Source organism: Pseudomonas danubii, assembly GCF_042980055.1.
Classification (GTDB): Bacteria; Pseudomonadota; Gammaproteobacteria; order Pseudomonadales; family Pseudomonadaceae; genus Aquipseudomonas; species Aquipseudomonas danubii.
Window position 1 is genome coordinate 1,533,463 of record NZ_CP116502.1, and the last position, 16,195, is coordinate 1,549,657.

General features: G+C 63.9%; 14 protein-coding genes. 7 read left to right on the plus strand and 7 right to left on the minus strand.

The window, feature by feature from the left end:
- Positions 1-46: 46 nt before the first annotated feature.
- From PFZ56_RS07210 to lpdA, 5 genes are read left to right on the plus strand one after another with little or no spacing between them, the layout of a single operon-like run.
- Positions 47-367 carry an acyl carrier protein gene (locus PFZ56_RS07210; protein WP_102862646.1) on the plus strand — a complete coding sequence of 107 codons (321 nt, stop codon included), beginning with the start codon at positions 47-49 and terminating at the stop codon, positions 365-367.
- 18 nt (positions 368-385) lie between these two features.
- Positions 386-2,365, plus strand: a complete 1,980-nt coding sequence (locus PFZ56_RS07215) for an alpha/beta fold hydrolase (protein WP_170001983.1) — start codon at positions 386-388, stop codon at positions 2,363-2,365.
- Positions 2,366-2,402: 37 nt separating this feature from the next.
- Positions 2,403-2,600: a rubredoxin gene (locus PFZ56_RS07220; RefSeq protein ID WP_102862648.1), complete on the plus strand. Its 198-nt coding sequence runs from the start codon at positions 2,403-2,405 to the stop codon at positions 2,598-2,600.
- Positions 2,601-2,636: 36 nt separating this feature from the next.
- The gene (locus tag PFZ56_RS07225) at positions 2,637-3,563 is read left to right on the plus strand and encodes an alpha/beta hydrolase (protein WP_170001985.1); all 927 of its coding nucleotides are present in this window, start codon (positions 2,637-2,639) and stop codon (positions 3,561-3,563) included.
- Positions 3,560-5,014, plus strand: coding sequence for a dihydrolipoyl dehydrogenase (gene lpdA / locus PFZ56_RS07230; protein ID WP_170001987.1), 1,455 nt, complete (start codon positions 3,560-3,562; stop codon positions 5,012-5,014). Before PFZ56_RS07225 ends, lpdA begins: the two co-directional genes overlap by 4 nt.
- A gap of 60 nt (positions 5,015-5,074) precedes the next feature.
- Here the strand turns inward: lpdA and tauD are convergent, their stop codons facing one another.
- The 7 genes from tauD to PFZ56_RS07265 all read right to left on the minus strand — a co-directional run bounded on the left by tauD (position 5,075) and on the right by PFZ56_RS07265 (position 13,606).
- A complete protein-coding gene (gene tauD, locus PFZ56_RS07235) occupies positions 5,075-5,914 on the minus strand; it encodes a taurine dioxygenase (protein WP_110595314.1) in 840 nt (279 codons plus the stop codon).
- A 270-nt stretch (positions 5,915-6,184) separates the two neighbouring features.
- Positions 6,185-7,024, minus strand: coding sequence for a taurine ABC transporter permease TauC (gene tauC, locus PFZ56_RS07240; protein ID WP_170001989.1), 840 nt, complete (start codon positions 7,022-7,024; stop codon positions 6,185-6,187).
- A complete protein-coding gene (gene tauB, locus PFZ56_RS07245) occupies positions 7,021-7,815 on the minus strand; it encodes a taurine ABC transporter ATP-binding subunit (protein WP_170001991.1) in 795 nt (264 codons plus the stop codon). Before tauB ends, tauC begins: the two co-directional genes overlap by 4 nt.
- Before the next feature lie 27 nt (positions 7,816-7,842).
- Positions 7,843-8,820: a taurine ABC transporter substrate-binding protein gene (gene tauA, locus PFZ56_RS07250; protein ID WP_102882184.1), complete on the minus strand. Its 978-nt coding sequence runs from the start codon at positions 8,818-8,820 to the stop codon at positions 7,843-7,845.
- Between the two features lie 279 nt (positions 8,821-9,099).
- Positions 9,100-10,683, minus strand: coding sequence for a glutamate--cysteine ligase (gene gshA / locus PFZ56_RS07255; protein ID WP_102862654.1), 1,584 nt, complete (start codon positions 10,681-10,683; stop codon positions 9,100-9,102).
- A 215-nt stretch (positions 10,684-10,898) separates the two neighbouring features.
- Positions 10,899-11,282: a PaaI family thioesterase gene (locus tag PFZ56_RS07260; RefSeq protein ID WP_011058654.1), complete on the minus strand. Its 384-nt coding sequence runs from the start codon at positions 11,280-11,282 to the stop codon at positions 10,899-10,901.
- Positions 11,282-13,606, minus strand: a complete 2,325-nt coding sequence (locus PFZ56_RS07265; RefSeq protein WP_102882182.1) for a Tex family protein — start codon at positions 13,604-13,606, stop codon at positions 11,282-11,284. Before PFZ56_RS07265 ends, PFZ56_RS07260 begins: the two co-directional genes overlap by 1 nt.
- A gap of 360 nt (positions 13,607-13,966) precedes the next feature.
- Here PFZ56_RS07265 and ompR point away from each other — a divergent pair, with 360 nt between their 5' ends.
- On the plus strand, positions 13,967-14,707 hold the full coding sequence (gene ompR / locus PFZ56_RS07270) for a two-component system response regulator OmpR (RefSeq protein ID WP_016966992.1): 741 nt from the start codon (positions 13,967-13,969) through the stop codon (positions 14,705-14,707).
- Between the two features lie 105 nt (positions 14,708-14,812).
- The gene (locus PFZ56_RS07275; protein WP_016966991.1) at positions 14,813-16,126 is read left to right on the plus strand and encodes an ATP-binding protein; all 1,314 of its coding nucleotides are present in this window, start codon (positions 14,813-14,815) and stop codon (positions 16,124-16,126) included.
- Positions 16,127-16,195 lie beyond the last annotated feature (69 nt).

Below are 16,195 nucleotides of genomic sequence, written 5' to 3' on the forward strand. Positions count from 1 at the left end.
GGGATCGTCTGATCTGTAAACCACCCTACTCATCAAGGAAGATCCTATGTCCAACTTCATTTCCAATTTGCTGAGCACTCTGAGCTTCTCGGAGAAAAAACAGGCGGCGGTCGAACTCAACGAAGAGAGCATCAAGCATTGGCTGGTGCAGAAGATGGGCACGCTGCTGAAGATCGACCCGTCCCAGGTCGATACCGCCCGCAGCTTCGAGTCCTACGGCCTTGACTCGCTGGTGGCGGTGAAGGTGGCGGGCGACCTGGAGAAGTTCATGGAGCAGCGCCTGTCCCCGGCCTTGCTGTTCGAATACTCCAGCATCGATGACTTGTCCAAATACCTGGCCAACGAACTGACCACATCCGAAGTTTGACTTCGCAGGAGCTTGGCCATGGCCATTGCACAGATGCCTTCGCAAAAAAACGATAAATTCAATGACCTGCTTCGACGCTCACAGGAGATCGAAGGCCTGCGCCTGACGGACGCAATCCCCAAGCACCTGTATCAGCCACGGGTCTGGCGCGGGATGCTCAGCTTCGTCGTCAGCTACATGCTCTACATTGGCGCGATAGTGGCGGTCGCCCACGTGCACTGGATGTTCTACCTGCCGCTGTGGCTGGTGGCGGGCTTGGGCGGCTGGGGTCTGTTCTGTGTGGCCCACGATTGCGGGCACAACTCGTTCTCGCGCAATCGCAGCTTCAACCACATTCTCGGGCATATCGCCTTGCTGCCGTTGCTCTACCCGTTCCACGGCTGGCGCCACATGCACAACATGCACCACGCCAACACCAACAACCTGGAAATGGACGTCGACTGGCGCCCGGTACTGCGCGTGCAGTACGACGCCATGCCCTGGTGGGACAAGCTGGTCTACAGCAGCACCCGCACCTGGCTGTTCTGGCTGGGCACGGTCAACTACCAGCGCCACTCGGGCTTCCGTCCGTCCATGTTCCACAAGCTCGAAGCGCGCAACGAAGTGCGTCGTTCGATCCTGTTCATGGTGGTGGCTGCGCTGATCTACCTGCCGACCCTGGTGTACTTCACCGGCTTCACCGGGCTGTTCCTGTACTTCGTTGCCCCGTGGCTGGCGACCCATGCCTGGTTCAGCCTGACCACCATGATGCACCACATCAGCGATGAGACTCCGTTCCTGACCAAGGAGCACTGGAGCTTCAACAGCAGCCGACTGCTGCTGACCACTGACTACATGTACCCCAAGTGGCTGCTGTTCCTGACCCACTACATTTCGGTGCACACCGCGCACCACGTGGCGCCGATCATTCCCCACTACAACCTGCCCGAAGCCCAGGCAGCGTTGAAGAACGCCTTCCCAGGGATGGTCAGGGAAAAACCCATGACCGTGCAGGATGTCTGGCACGTGGCGCGCAACTGTCACCTGTACGACCCGGTCAATGGCTTCTATGAGTCCTTTGACCGGCCGGCCCAGGCCGCCGAGGGGCAGAACACGCCGGGCGCCAAGGCGGCCAACAGTCCTCTGACCCTGAAGCAGCAGCTGCTGCGCAGCTACATGGGCATTCTGGGGTCGCTCTCGGTGGACAGCGCCGGTGCCAAGGCCACGGATCTGTTCGGCTACACCCGGGAATACATCAAGCAACCCGACAAGGAAATGAGCCCCCTGGGCGCCCAGCGTTTCCATATCAAGGGCATCGCCGGCGTTCCTCACGGCTATCAATGGGGCACGGGCGACCAGACCATCCTCCTGGTCCATGGCTGGGGCGCAGACAGTCGCAGCCTGTACTCCTTCACTCGCGTCCTGCAGCGCCAAGGCTTCAAGGTCGCGACCTTCGATGCACCGGCCCACGGCATCTCGCCGGGCTCCTTGAGCACCATGACCGAGTTCAAGGACGCGGTGAAAGCGGCCATCGTCGCCCTGGGTGACGTGGTGGGAATCGTCGCCCACTCCCTGGGCGGTATCGCCGCCACCGGGGCCCTGGCGGAACTGGCCGAGACCCATCGGATCAAGGCCCTGTGCCTGCTGGGCTCGCCGGCCAACCTGCCGGTGGTGATCCAGCGCTGGGCCAACGGTTACCTCAAGCTCAAGCCGGCGGTGGTCCAGGCCATGCACCGTGAACTGTGGAAGCGCAACGGCGTGCCGGTCCAGCACTGGGACATCCCGGCCCTGGGCAACGGCCTGCAGTTGCCGACCCTGGTGCTGCACGACCTCAACGACCCGATCGTGCCGTTCTGCGAAGCGCAGCAGATCACCACGCTGATGCCTTGGGCGAAGCTGGAGCCAGTGTCCGGGCTCGGCCATGTGCGCATTCTCTCCGATGCCGCGGTGCTGGAGCAGGTGGCGCAGTTCCTTGTACAGAACATCAAGGTGGCCGAAGTGGCTCAGGCCAGCGCATGAGCACAACGCACAACCTTTTGACGATGGTTAACCACCCATGACGACCTATGCTGAAAGCGCCGTGACCGAGTCCGGCCTGTGGATGTGCCTGATCTGCGGCTGGATCTACGATCAACGGCTGGGCGATCCCGATTCGGGGGTGCCTCCGGGCACTGCCTGGGATGACATTGCCGAAGACTGGACCTGTCCGGAATGCGGCGTGAGCAAGTTGGATTTCAACATGGTGAAGCTGTAATCCAGCGCTGAACCCTGTAGTCGATGAGGAAGCAAGATGGCGACCCAAGAGCAAGCGTCGGCACCCGCCAAGGGCCGGCGTAGCAGCTTCAAGAAAATGCTCTTCAAGGGCATTTACAACGGGGTTCTGGGGCTGCTGCGTTGCAGCTTCTGGATGGAGTCGCGGCTGCTTCCTCGGCGTGCTGCAACGCGCGCGCTGAAGCTGTTCACCACGCCACAACGGCTGCGCCAGCATTTTCCGCTGACGCTGCCCAGCGCCACGGTGCAGGACCTGGAAACCGAGGAAGGGCGGCTGCGTTGTTTCCGCTGGACCCCGCAGCAGGTCCGGCGCCGGGTGGTGCTGGTGCATGGCTGGAGTGGCGCCAGTACCCAGTGGCAGTACCTGATTCCGCTGTTGCTGGAGGAGGGCTGTGAAGTGCTGTCCTTCGACTGCATCGGCCATGGCGGCAGCGGCGGTCGGCAAGCGTCGCTGCCGACCTTCGTCAGCATGCTGGATCAGGTGCAGCAACAGCTGGGGCCGTTCGACACGGTGATCGGGCACTCCCTGGGCGGGGCTGCCGCCGGGTATGCCTTGAGCACCCCGGTCGGCAAGGGCTTCGAGCGGGCGGTGCTGGTGGCTGCGCCGGCCGACATCGAAAACGTCGTTCGGCGTTTTGCGGCATTTCTGTGGATCAACGATGACGTCAGACAACGCATGCAACTTCTGGTTGAGCAACGCTATCAGAAGGACATGCGCAGCCTGGCGGTCAGTCGTTATGGCCACCAGGTGGATATCCCGGTGCTGCTGGTGCATGACCAGCAGGATCAGGAAGTCCCGGCAGATGACCTGCAATCCTTCGCTGAAGGCTTGCGTCACCGGCAAGTCCTGCAAACCCGCGGGCTTGGCCACCTGAAAATTCTCAAGGACAGGGCGACCATGGGAGCTGTGGTCGAGTTTGTCTGTGCAAAGGACGGCAATCTATGAGTGAACAATACGATGTGATCGTGATCGGCGCGGGTCCTGGTGGCTATGTCGCGGCGATCCGGGCGGCGCAGTTGGGACTGAAGACGGTCTGTATCGAGCGCTACAAGGGCAAGGACGGCAAGACCGCTCTGGGCGGCACCTGCCTCAATGTGGGCTGCATTCCTTCCAAGGCATTGCTGGACAGCTCTCATCACTATTACGAGGCGCGCAACGGTTTTGAAGTGCACGGCATTGGCATCCGCAATCCGCAGATGGATGTGCCGGCCATGCTGGCGCGCAAGGACAACGTGGTGCGCAATTTCAACGGCGGCATCGCCTCGCTGTTCAAGGCCAATGGCGTGGCCCTGCTGGAAGGTCACGGCAAGTTGCTGGCCAACAAGGAAGTGGAAGTCACCGCGGCCGACGGCAGCACCCAGCGCATCAGTGCCCCCAGCATCATCCTCGCCCCCGGCTCCCGCCCCATCGACATCGCCGCCGCACCGCTGACCGACAAGGTGATCGTCGACTCCACCGGAGCCCTGGAATTCACCCACGTGCCCAAGCGCCTCGGGGTGATCGGCGCCGGCGTCATCGGCCTGGAACTGGGCTCGGTCTGGGCCCGCCTGGGCGCCGAAGTGACGGTGCTCGAAGCCCTCGACAGCTTCCTGCCGGCAGTGGACGTGCAGATCGCCAAGGAGGCGCAGAAGATCTTTGGCAAGCAAGGCCTGGATATCCGCCTGGGGGCCCGGGTGACGGCGTCCGAAGTGCAAGGCGACAGCGTCAAGGTCAGCCTCAGCGAGGGCGGCGAGGACAAGCAGCAGACCTTCGACCGCCTGATTGTCGCCGTGGGTCGTCGGCCCCTGACCACCGATCTGCTGGCCGCCGACAGCGGTGTGCAGTTGGACGAGCGCGGCTTTATTCATGTCGATGGCCAGTGCCTGACCAGCGTGCCTGGGGTGTTCGCCATTGGCGACGTGGTGCGCGGCCCGATGCTGGCGCACAAGGCGTCGGAGGAGGGGGTGATGGTGGCCGAGAGCCTTGCCGGGCATCACCATCCGCTCAATTACGAGCTGATCCCGTCAGTGATCTACACCCACCCGGAAATCGCCTGGGTTGGCCAGACCGAACAGGCCCTCAAGGCCCAGGGCATCGAGCTGAACATCGGCACCTTCCCGTTCTCCGCCAGCAGCCGGGCCATGGCGGCCAACGACACCGCCGGGTTGGTCAAGGTCATTGCCGATGCCAGCACCGACCGGGTACTTGGGGTGCATGTGATCGGCCCGGGCGCTGCGGAACTGGTCCAGGAAGGCGCGATCGGCATGGAGTTCGGCACCAGCGCCGAAGACCTGGGAATGATGGTGTTCTCCCACCCGACCCTGTCCGAAGCCCTGCATGAAGCCGCCTTGTCGGTGAATGGCCAGGCGATTCATATCGGCAATCGCAAGAAGAAAGCTCCCTCCAGCGTCAAATAGCCCGCTGTCCCCGGCTTCGCTCATTCAGCGGGGCCGGGGCCTGCTGCATCTCCCCGCGTTTCAGCGAAAGAATGGCACATCCCCAAGAATGGTCGCGCGCTGCATCACCCGGCGCTGTGGACGGTAGTCGTCCACGGCATAGTGCTGGGTCACGCGGTTGTCCCAGAACGCCACGTCGTTTTCCTGCCAGCGCCAGCGGATGGTGAACTCCGGGCGGGTGGCGTGGGCAAACAGCAGCTTGAGGATGGCCTCGCTTTCGCTCTCCGATAGTTCGTTGATCTTGGTGGTGAAGCCGTCGTTGACGAACAGCGACTGGCGGCCGCTCACCGGATGGGTACGGATCACCGGGTGCGACAGCGGCGGGTTCTTGCGCCGGGCTTCCTCCCAGCGCGCCAGGTCTTCGGGGGTGTTGCCGAAGCGTTCCAGAGGGAAAGACTTGATGAACTCGTGGGTGGCGGTCAGGCCCTGCAGCAGGTTCTTCAGCGGCTCGGACAAGGCCTCGTAGGCGGCGATGCCGCTGGCCCACAACGTGTCGCCGCCGAACGGCGGCAGCAGCTTGGCGCTGAGCACCGCGCCCAGGGCCGGGGTTGGCAGGAAGGTCACGTCGGTGTGCCAGATGGCGTTGTCGCGCACGTCGGTTTCAGCGGTGTCGAGGATCAGTATTTCCGGCTGTTCCGGCACATTGGGGTAGATCGGGTGAATGTGTAGGTCACCGAAGTGGGCGGCGAAGCGCGCTTGCTGCTGTGGGGTGATCGACTGGTCGCGGAAGAACAGCACTTGATGCCTGAGCAGCGCCTGCTCGATGGCGTCGCGCTGTTCGACGCTGAGCGGTTGGCTGATATCGACGCCACTGATCTGGGCGCCGAGGGCGGAGCTTAAAGGGGTGATGGTCAGGCTCATGGTCGTTCTCTTGTTCGGCGCCCATTTGTTGGCGTGGTCGGATTCGGTTTATCTGCATCAAACTAAAAAACGGTTGCGCTGGCGGTGTCGTGACCCTGTAGCCGCTGTCGAGCCTTGGCGAGGCTGCGAACGGCGGCGCAGTAGATGCAGACCCATGCAACGAGGCCTTCCTCATCGATTGCTGCGAGCGCTACGCGCTCGGTCGCAGCCTCGCGAGGGCTCGGCAGCGGCTACAGGTGAACCGCGTGCGGGGCAGGCGGCACACGCAGGTCAGTGGGATTGGCCGTGCCAGGGCACCAGCTTGCGTTGCAGGGCGCGCAGGCCCATCTCCATGGCGAAGGCAATCAGGGCAATCACCAGTATCCCCAGCACCACCACATCGGTGACCAGGAACTGCGCCGCGGATTGCACCATGAAGCCCAGGCCGCTGGTGGCGGCAATCAGCTCCGCCGCCACCAGGGTCGACCAGCCCACGCCCAGGCCGATGCGCACGCCGGTGAGAATGTCCGGCAGGGCGCTGGGCAGGATCACGTGGCGAATCAGTTGCGCCCGGGTCGCGCCCAGGGACTGGGCGGCGCGCAGCTTGGCCGGGTCGACGGTGCGCACGCCGGTGGCGGTGGCGATGGCAATCGGGGCGAAGATCGCCAGATAAATCAGCAGCACCTTGGACAGCTCGCCAATGCCGCACCAGATGACGATCAGCGGCAGATAGGCCAGTGGCGGAATCGGCCGGTAGAACTCGATCAAAGGGTCGAGCACGCCCCGGGCGATGCGGTTGGCGCCAATGGCGATGCCCACCGGAATCGCCGTCAGCACGGCAAAGCCCAGGGCCAGGCCGATGCGCTGCAGGCTGGCTGCCAGGTGCTGCCAGAGGGTGGAATCCATGTAGCCGCTGGTGGCCAGCAACCAGCCCTTTTGCAATACGGCGGCAGGGGGCGGCAGGAACAGCGGTTCGATCAGGCCGCTGGCGGTGACCGCCCACCACAGGGCCAGCAGGGTGATCAGAGTCAGCACGCTGATCCAGCGGGTGCTCAGGCTACGACGCACCGGCAGGGGCGCTTTCGGGTTGGCATCACGGGTCGTGGTGGCGGGAATCTCGTAGCTGCTCATGGGCGCTCCTGCTGCTGGGTGGCGCTGCGTTGGGAGAACACCCGGGACAGCACGTGCTCGCGGGTTTCGATGAACAGCGGGTCGGACTTGATCGCCCGCGCCGACTCGCCGGCGGCGTAGCGCTGGCCGAAGTCCAGGTTCAGGCGCTCGACGATCTGCCCCGGGTTGGGTGCCAGGAGGATCAGGTCGGTGGCCAGGAACACTGCTTCCTCGATGTCGTGGGTAATCAGGAACACCGGCTTGGCGGTGCGCCGCCAGACTTGCAGCAACAGCTCCTGCATCTGCTCGCGGGTGAAGGCATCCAGGGCGCCGAAGGGTTCATCCATCAGCAGCACGCGCGGGTCGGCAGCCAGGGCGCGGGCCAGGCCCACGCGCTGTTTCTGTCCACCGGAGAGTTGCCAGATGCGGCGTTTGTCGAAGCCGGCCAGGTCCACCAGGGCGAGCATCTCCCGCGCCCGGGCTTCGCGTTGGTCGCGGGCGACGCCGGCCAGTTCCAGGCCGAAGGCGACGTTGCCCAGCACGTCCTGCCAGGGCAGCAGGGCGTCGTCCTGGAACACCACGCCACGCTCGGCGCTGGGGCCCTTGACCGGCACACCGTCGAGGCTGATGCGCCCGGCGCTGGGATCGACGAACCCGGCAATCAGGTTCAGCAGCGAGGTCTTGCCGCTGCCGGAAGGCCCCAGGGCGACCAGCAGTTGCTGTGGCCCCAGGGTCAGGGAAATATCCGCCAGCACCGGTTCGGCGGCGCCGGGGTACTGTGCGCTGATGCGCTCCAGTTGTAGCAAGGCCATGACGGCTATCTCCTGTCCGGTCGCGGGTTATTCAGGGATGAACTTGGCGCTGACGTAGGGGGCGTAGTCCGGCAGTACCGCCTCGACCTTGCCTTGTTCCTTGAGGAACACCGCGGTGTCGGTGATGGCCTTGGTGGTCGGGGCGCCGAGGCTGAGCACCTGGTCGGCGGCCAGTGGGTAGACGTTGCCTTGCAGCAGCAGCGGGATATCGCTGGCCTTGGCCCCGGAGAGCTTGACCAGCTTGTCGACGTTGCCCTGGTTGGCCAGCCAGGCTTGTGGGTCCTTGCGGTACTGGGCGTAGGCCTCCAGGGTCACCTTGGCGAAGGCGCTGACGATTTGTGGGTGCTTCTCGGCAAAATCCTTGCGCACGATCCAGGCGTCGAAAGTCGGTGCGCCGAACTTGGCCAGCTCACCGGAGGTGATCAGCACCTTGCCGTTTTCCTTGGCCACGCCCAGGGCCGGGTCCCAGACGTAGGTGGCGTCGATATCGCCGCGCTTCCAGGCGGCGATGATTGCCGGTGGCGCGAGGTTGAGGATCTGCACTTTCGAGGGGTCGATGTTCCAGTGCTTCAGCGCCGCCAGCAGGCTGTAGTGGCCGGTGGAAACGAAGGGCACGGCGACTTTTTTACCGATCAGGTCCTGAGGGCTGTTGATCGCGGAACCGTCGCGGGCCACCAGGGCTTCAGCGGCGCCGATCTGGGTGGCGATGAGGAAGGTTTGCACCGGCACCTTGCGGGTGATGGCGGCGGTCAGCGGGCTGGAGCCCAGGTAGCCGATCTGCACATCGCCGGAAGCGATGGCGGCGATGACGTCGGCGCCGTTGTCGAATTTGCGCCAGTTGATCTTGGCCTGGGTGGCTTTTTCATAGCTGCCGTCGGCTTGGGCGACCTTGGCCGGGTCGACGGTGGTCTGGTAGGCGACGGTGACGTCGGCCGCCTGGGCAAAGAAACTCGCAGCGGCCAGGGACGCGGCCGCCAGGAGGCGAAGGGGGAAATGCAGTTTCATGGGGGTGCTCCTCATAGGCGGCCGGTGATCGGCGTGGGAGGAGACTAAATGATCTAAGAATGCAGAAATAAATAACTTATTTGCATTAGCTTATGAGGTGAAATTCGTGGCCGTAGCCAGACAAGTGTTATGGCGAGGGCGCCGGATCTCGTCGGGCTGCAACGCGGCCCCCAGCTCAGGCCACGCGCTTATGCAGGAATACCCGGTCGCCAGGTTTGGCAGGGGCTGCGCCGCGGACGGCCGGCCGACCTAGCGGGAGCAGGCGCCCTCGCCATGGCCCTAGTTGCTGATGGCCAGGATGCTGGCCTGGTAGGCGCCGACGAACACGTCGAAATCACCCACTTCGTTTTGCTCAAGCTCGGTCTGCTGCTCCAGGGATTTGCGCGCCGCGTCTTCGAAGGCGGCTTGCTCTTCCTTGCTCAGGGCCTGGCTGCGGAAGTGCTCGGCATGCACCTGGCTCTGGCGCAGGGAGAACTGGCTGAAGCTCTCCTTGTGCTCGCTCATGGCCGCCAGCACCTGGGCCGATGGGGTCAGGGACGAATCCTTGACCTTGGCCAGCTGGGCGTCCAGGGCCTTGCTGTGCACGTTGCTGCCGTGGCTCTGGTCGAGCAGGGCAGCCAGTGGCGCGATCTGCTCCAGCAGTTCGGCGGCCCATTCCTTCATCTCCACCGGCTGGCCCTGGCGTTGCAGTTGCAGGCCCGGACGCCGGCCTTCCTTGACCACGGCGAGGAAGTTGGAGGTGGCGTTGCCGCACTCGTTGTTCTCGAACAGCGGGCTGTCGTTGAGCGCGCAGTACAGCAGGAAGGCGTCGAGGAAGCGGGCTTCCTGGAGGTCGATGCCCAGGGGCAGGAACGGGTTGATGTCCAGGCAACGCACTTCGACGTACTGGATACCCCGGGCCATCAGCGCCTGGATCGGCCGCTCACCGGTGTAGGTCACGCGTTTGGGGCGGATGTTGGAGTAGTACTCGTTTTCGATCTGCAGGATGTTGGTGTTCAGTTGCACCCACTCGCCATCCTTGTGGGTGCCGACCGCTACGTAAGGCGCGTAGGGCGTGGCCACGGCCTTGCGCAGGCTGTCGGTGTAGCTGTTCAGATCGTTGTAGCAAGGGGTCAGGCCGGCCTGGGCCTGGCTCTGGTAGCCCAGGTCGCTCATGCGCAGGCTGGTGGCGTAGGGCAGGTACAGGGTCTCGGCGTCCAGCTGTTCCAGCTGGTGCGAGCGGCCGCGCAGGAAGCCCGCGTCCAGGGCCGGCGAAGCTCCGAACAGGTACATCAACAGCCAGCTGTAGCGACGGAAATTGCGGATCAGCGCGATATAGGCCGAAGACTGGTAGTCCCGGTCGCTGCCGACGAAGCCTTCGGCTTGCTTGAGCAGCGGCCACAGCTGTTCCGGCAGGGAAAAGTTGTAGTGGATCCCGGCAATGCACTGCATGGTCTTGCCGTAGCGCAGGGCCAGGCCCTTGCGGTACACGTACTTGAGCTGGCCGATGTTGGAGGTGCCGTAGTAGGCGATCGGGATGTCTTCCTCGGCCGGCAACGGGCACGGCATCGATGGACTCCACAGGTACTCGTTGCCGAGCTTGCTGTAGGCGAAACGATGAATCTTGTCGAGGCTGGCCAGGGTGTCCGCCGGGTCCGTGAGGGCCGGGGTGATGAACTCCAGCAGCGACTCGGAATAGTCGGTGGTGATCTGTTCGTTGGTCAGCGCGGAACCCAGTTCTTCCGGGTGCGGGGTCTGTGCCAGGCGGCCTTCGCCGGTAACACGCAGGCATTCACGTTCGATACCGTGCAGGCACTGCTCGAGCAGGGAGAGGTTAGCGCGCTCGCCGAGCAGAGCCAGGCGGCGGTTGAGAAGTTCGCTCAAGTTGGATTCCTTCACGCGTCAGTCGCCCCAATATGGGGGTGGGCAGGACGGTCTACAAGGGTGAAGTTAAAACTGGCGTTTTCGCCTGGTTTTTGAGTCAAGCCGACTCGCTTGAAAACGCCAATCCTTCATCCCTGAATCTGGCTTTAGCGCAGGCAAAAAACTCCGACGCCGCTTTCGCAGCGCCGAAATTAACCCAAATTCATGACAGGGAGCTATAGGACCGCGAAGGTGCCTTGTGCTTTTGCGACCAGTTTGTCGCCCTGGATCACGTCCGCTTCCACCACCAGGGTACGGCGGCCGGGGTGGATCACCTTGGCCCGGCACAGCACTTCACCCTCGGCCACGGCGCGGATGTAGTTGATCTTGCACTCGATGGTGGCGCTCTGCTGGTCAAAGCCGTGGGTGCTGGAACAGGCCAGCCCCATGGCAATGTCCACCAGGCTGAAGATCGCCCCGCCGTGCAGCTTTTGCCCGCGATTGCGCAGCTGCGGGGTCAGCTCCAGGGCGACGTCCGCCTCGCCGGTTTCCAGGCGTTGCAGACGGCAGCCGAGCAATTGGCTGAAGGCGCTTTCGGTCAGGCCGGCAGGGATCTGCATCAGCGTTTCTTCAACTGCTTGGCGTTGGCGAACAGCGAGGCCATGGCGTTGTTGCTCGGGGCGGCCGCGGTGGTTTCCTTGCGTGGTGCGTTGCCCTGGGAGGAGCGCGGCGCCGAGCCTGGACGGGAACCGCGAGCGCCGTCGATCTTCTCGCCCGGGGTGTCGCTCATGCGCATCGACAGGCCCACGCGTTTACGCGGAATGTCGACTTCCATGACCTTGACCTTGACCACGTCGCCGGCCTTCACCGCCTCACGCGGGTCCTTGATGAACTTCTCCGACAGCGCCGAGATGTGCACCAGGCCGTCCTGGTGCACGCCGATGTCGACGAAGGCACCGAAGTTGGTGACGTTGGTCACCACGCCTTCGAGGATCATCCCCAGTTGCAGGTCCTTGAGGTCTTCCACGCCGTCCTGGAACTCGGCGGTCTTGAACTCCGGGCGCGGGTCGCGGCCGGGCTTGTCCAGTTCCTGGAGGATGTCGGTGACGGTGGGCAAGCCGAAGGTTTCGTCGGTGAATTTCTTCGGGTCCAGGCGCTTGAGGAAGCCGCTGTCGCCGATCAACGAGCGAATGTCGCGGCCGGTGTCGGCGGCGATGCGCTGCACCAGCGGGTAGGCCTCCGGGTGCACCGCCGAGGCGTCCAGCGGGTTGTCGCCGTTCATGACGCGCAGGAAGCCGGCGGCCTGCTCGAAGGTTTTTTCACCCAGGCGGGCGACCTTTTTCAGCGCGGCGCGGGTCTTGAAGGCACCGTGTTCGTCGCGGTGGCTGACGATGTTCTGCGCCAGGGTCGCATTCAGGCCGGAGATCCGCGCCAGCAGGGCCACGGAAGCGGTGTTGACGTCGACGCCGACGGCGTTCACGCAGTCCTCGACCACGGCGTCCAGGCCGCGGGCCAGTTTCAACTGCGACACGTCGTGCTGGTACTGGCCGACACCGATGGATTTCGGATCGATCTTCACCAGTTCCGCCAGTGGGTCCTGCAGGCGGCGGGCGATGGATACGGCGCCACGGATCGACACGTCCAGGTCCGGGAACTCCTTGGCCGCCAGCTCCGAGGCCGAGTACACCGATGCACCGGCTTCGGACACCATGACCTTGGTCATCTTCATGGCCGGGTATTTTTTGATCAGTTCGGCGGCCAGCTTGTCGGTCTCGCGGCTGGCGGTGCCGTTGCCGATGGCGATCAGGTCCACCGAGTGCTTGGCGCACAGCGCGGCCAGGATGCCCAGGGTCTGGTCCCACTTGTTGTGCGGCACGTGCGGGTAGACGGTGGCGTGATCCAGCAGCTTGCCGGTGGCATCCACCACCGCCACTTTGCAGCCGGTGCGCAGGCCCGGGTCCAGGCCCAGGGTGGCGCGCGGGCCGGCCGGAGCGGCCAGCAGCAGGTCGTGCAGGTTGTGGGCGAAGACGTTGATCGCCTCGGTTTCCGCGTTGTCGCGCAACTCGCCCAGCAGGTCGGTTTCCAGGTGGGTGTAGAGCTTGACCTTCCAGGTCCAGCGCACCACTTCACCCAGCCATTTGTCGGCGGGACGGTTCTGGTTCTGGATGCCCACGTGCTGGCCGATCATGCCTTCGCAGGGGTGCATGGTGCCCGGCAGCTCGTCACCGACTTTCAGTGCGGAGCTGAGAATGCCTTCGTTGCGGCCACGGAAAATCGCCAGGGCGCGGTGCGACGGCATGCTTTTCAGCGGTTCGTCGTGTTCGAAGTAGTCGCGGAACTTGGCGCCTTCCTCTTCCTTGCCGGCAACCACGCGGGCGCTGAGGGTGGCTTCCTGCTTGAGGAAGTTGCGCAGCTTGTCCAGCAAACCCGCGTCTTCGGCGAAGCGCTCCATGAGGATGTACTTGGCGCCTTCCAGGGCGGCCTTGACGTCGGCCACGCCTTTGTCGGCGTTGACGAAGCGGGCGGCTTCGGCTTCCGGAGTCAGGCTTGGGTCGTTGAACAGGCCATCCGCCAGTTCGCCGAGGCCGGCTTCCAGGGCGATCTGGCCCTTGGTGCGGCGCTTCTGCTTATAAGGCAGGTACAGGTCTTCGAGGCGGGTCTTGGTGTCGGCCAGCTTGATGTCGCGAGCCAGCTCCGGGGTCAGCTTGCCCTGCTCTTCGATGCTGGCGAGGATGCTGATCCGCCGTTCGTCGAGCTCTCGCAGGTAGCGCAGGCGCTCTTCCAGATGACGCAGTTGAGTGTCATCGAGGCTGCCGGTGACCTCTTTCCGGTAACGGGCGATGAAGGGCACGGTGGAGCCTTCATCCAATAGAGCGACGGCCGCTTCGACCTGTTGTGGGCGTACGCCGAGTTCCTCGGCAATGCGGCTGTTGATGCTGTCCATAAAACCACCTGACAAATGTGTGAAAGCAGGCCCGCGGGCACGAAAGTAAGGCCCGGCGAGTCTGGTTGAGCGGCCTGGCCCGCGCCGCCACCTGGATCAAAAGGCTGGCTGTTGACCCGTGAAATCGAAAAAATACTGCCGGCCCAGGCAAATAAAAAAACTGGCCGCAGGCGTACTGATCAGATATTGCCCAACACAAAAGGCGGCGCATTATACCCAGCGTTACGGTCTTCGGGGTGATGGCCAGCCTCAGGCCGACAGCGGGTTTGCTGGCGATAGAGGAAAAATCTGCTAACAATGCACACGGTGCGTATAACGGCAGCTACGCCATAATGCGCACCGAGATTAGAGGAGCATCCAATGAGCAGCACTGCACAAACTGCTGAAGGCGAAAAAATTCTTATTGTTGACGACGATCCGGGGCTGAGCAGCCTGCTGGAGCGTTTTTTCGTCAGCAAGGGCTACCGTGCCCGCGCGGTACCGAACACCGAGCAAATGGACCGTCTGTTGGGTCGCGAAGTGTTCAACCTGGTGGTCCTCGACCTGATGCTGCCCGGCGAAGACGGCCTGACCGCCTGCCGCCGACTGCGCAGTGCCAACAACCAGATTCCGATCATCATGCTCACCGCCAAGGGCGACGAGCTGAGCCGCATCAAGGGCCTGGAGCTGGGTGCCGACGATTACCTGGCCAAGCCGTTCAACCCTGACGAGCTGATGGCCCGGGTCAAGGCCGTGCTGCGTCGTCAGTCGGCTCCGGTGCCGGGTGCGCCGGGCAGCGAAGACGAAAGCGTGACCTTCGGTGACTACGAACTGTCCCTGGCCACTCGCGAACTCAAGCGTGGCGATGAAGTGCACATGCTCACCACCGGTGAGTTCGCGGTGCTCAAGGCCCTGGTGATGAACGCCCGCCAGCCGTTGACCCGCGACAAACTGATGAACCTGGCCCGTGGCCGCGAGTGGGATGCCCTGGAGCGTTCCATCGACGTGCAGATCTCCCGCCTGCGGCGGATGATCGAGCCCGACCCTTCCAAACCGCGCTATATCCAGACCGTCTGGGGCGTGGGTTATGTCTTCGTGCCGGATGGCACCGCGACCAAGTGATAGGTGATTTGTAGGAGCGAACGCCCGGGCCGGTAACGACCCGGGCGTTCGCATTCTGCCACTCCGCGAGCGCGAGCCGCTCCTGCAAAGTGTGTATTGGCTGTTATGAAAACCCCGCTGTGGTTCCCCCAGAGTTTCTTCTCCCGCACCCTGTGGCTGGTGCTGATCGTGGTGCTGTTTTCCAAGGCATTGACCCTGGTTTATCTGTTGATGAACGAGGACGTGCTGGTGGACCGGCAATACAGCCACGGCGTGGCCCTGACCCTGCGCGCCTACTGGGCCGCCGACGAATCCAACCGCGACCAGATCGCCGAAGCCGCAGGGCTGATCAAGGTGGTGGGCAGCGGTGTGCCGGCCGGCGAGCAGCACTGGCCCTACAGCGAGATCTACCAGCGGCAGATGCAGGCCGAGTTGGGCGCCGACACCGAAGTGCGCCTGCGCATGCATGCACCACCGGCGCTGTGGGTGCGGGCGCCGAGCCTGGGGGATGGCTGGCTCAAGGTGCCGCTGTATCCGCATCCGCTGCGGGGGCAGAAGATCTGGAGCGTGCTGGGCTGGTTCCTGGCCATCGGCCTGTTATCCACCGCCTCGGCGTGGATCTTCGTCAGCCAGCTCAACCAACCGCTCAAGCGCCTCGTCTACGCTGCTCGGCAACTGGGTCAGGGGCGCAGCGTGCGCCTGCCGATCAGCGATACGCCGAGCGAGATGACCGAGGTGTACCGCGCCTTCAACCAGATGGCCGAGGATGTGGAGCAGGCGGGGCGTGAACGGGAGCTGATGTTGGCGGGGGTGTCCCACGACCTGCGCACGCCGCTGACCCGCTTGCGCCTGTCGCTGGAGTTGATGGGCGCGCACACCGACCTGACCGACGACATGGTGCGGGATATCGAGGACATGGACGCCATTCTCGATCAGTTCCTGGCCTTCATCCGCGACGGCCGCGACGAGTCGGTGGAAGAGGTGGACTTGAGTGATCTGGTGCGTGAGGTGGCCGCGCCCTACAACCAGAACCAGGAGCGGGTGCACCTGCGCCTGGAGCCGATCCAGCCGTTCCCGCTGCGTCGGGTATCGATGAAGCGTCTGCTCAACAACCTGATTGGCAACGCCTTGAATCACGCGGGAACGGATGTCGAAGTGGCGGCCTATGTGTCCGGTGACACCAATGCGCCGTATGTGGTGCTGAGTGTGATGGACCGCGGCGCGGGGATCGATCCTTCTGAGCTGGAGGCGATCTTCAACCCCTTCACCCGTGGCGACCGTGCCCGGGGTGGCAAGGGCACTGGCCTGGGCCTGGCCATCGTCAAGCGGATTGCCGCCATGCACGGCGGCAACGTCGAACTGCGCAACCGTCCCGATGGCGGCCTCGAAGCGCGAGTGCGCTTGCCTTTGGGCTTGTTGCTGCCACGCGATGCGGATTGAACACCTGTAGCCGCTGCCGCAGGCTGCGATAAGGGCCGAAGGCCCTTGCGCGGCCCGCAAGCGCGACTG

Excerpts from the sequence above, each read along its gene's own strand:
- PFZ56_RS07265 (WP_102882182.1), bottom strand. The coding sequence starts at position 13,606 with ATGGACAGCATCAACAGCCGCATTGCCGAGGAACTCGGCGTACGCCCA.
- tauB (WP_170001991.1), bottom strand. The coding sequence starts at position 7,815 with ATGGCCTTGCTACAACTGGAGCGCATCAGCGCACAGTACCCCGGCGCC.
- PFZ56_RS07275 (WP_016966991.1), top strand. The coding sequence starts at position 14,813 with ATGAAAACCCCGCTGTGGTTCCCCCAGAGTTTCTTCTCCCGCACCCTG.
- PFZ56_RS07215 (WP_170001983.1), top strand. The coding sequence starts at position 386 with ATGGCCATTGCACAGATGCCTTCGCAAAAAAACGATAAATTCAATGAC.
- ompR (WP_016966992.1), top strand. The coding sequence starts at position 13,967 with ATGAGCAGCACTGCACAAACTGCTGAAGGCGAAAAAATTCTTATTGTT.
- tauC (WP_170001989.1), bottom strand. The coding sequence starts at position 7,024 with ATGAGCAGCTACGAGATTCCCGCCACCACGACCCGTGATGCCAACCCG.
- PFZ56_RS07225 (WP_170001985.1), top strand. The coding sequence starts at position 2,637 with ATGGCGACCCAAGAGCAAGCGTCGGCACCCGCCAAGGGCCGGCGTAGC.
- PFZ56_RS07210 (WP_102862646.1), top strand. The coding sequence starts at position 47 with ATGTCCAACTTCATTTCCAATTTGCTGAGCACTCTGAGCTTCTCGGAG.
- PFZ56_RS07260 (WP_011058654.1), bottom strand. The coding sequence starts at position 11,282 with ATGCAGATCCCTGCCGGCCTGACCGAAAGCGCCTTCAGCCAATTGCTC.
- lpdA (WP_170001987.1), top strand. The coding sequence starts at position 3,560 with ATGAGTGAACAATACGATGTGATCGTGATCGGCGCGGGTCCTGGTGGC.
- PFZ56_RS07220 (WP_102862648.1), top strand. The coding sequence starts at position 2,403 with ATGACGACCTATGCTGAAAGCGCCGTGACCGAGTCCGGCCTGTGGATG.
- tauA (WP_102882184.1), bottom strand. The coding sequence starts at position 8,820 with ATGAAACTGCATTTCCCCCTTCGCCTCCTGGCGGCCGCGTCCCTGGCC.
- tauD (WP_110595314.1), bottom strand. The coding sequence starts at position 5,914 with ATGAGCCTGACCATCACCCCTTTAAGCTCCGCCCTCGGCGCCCAGATC.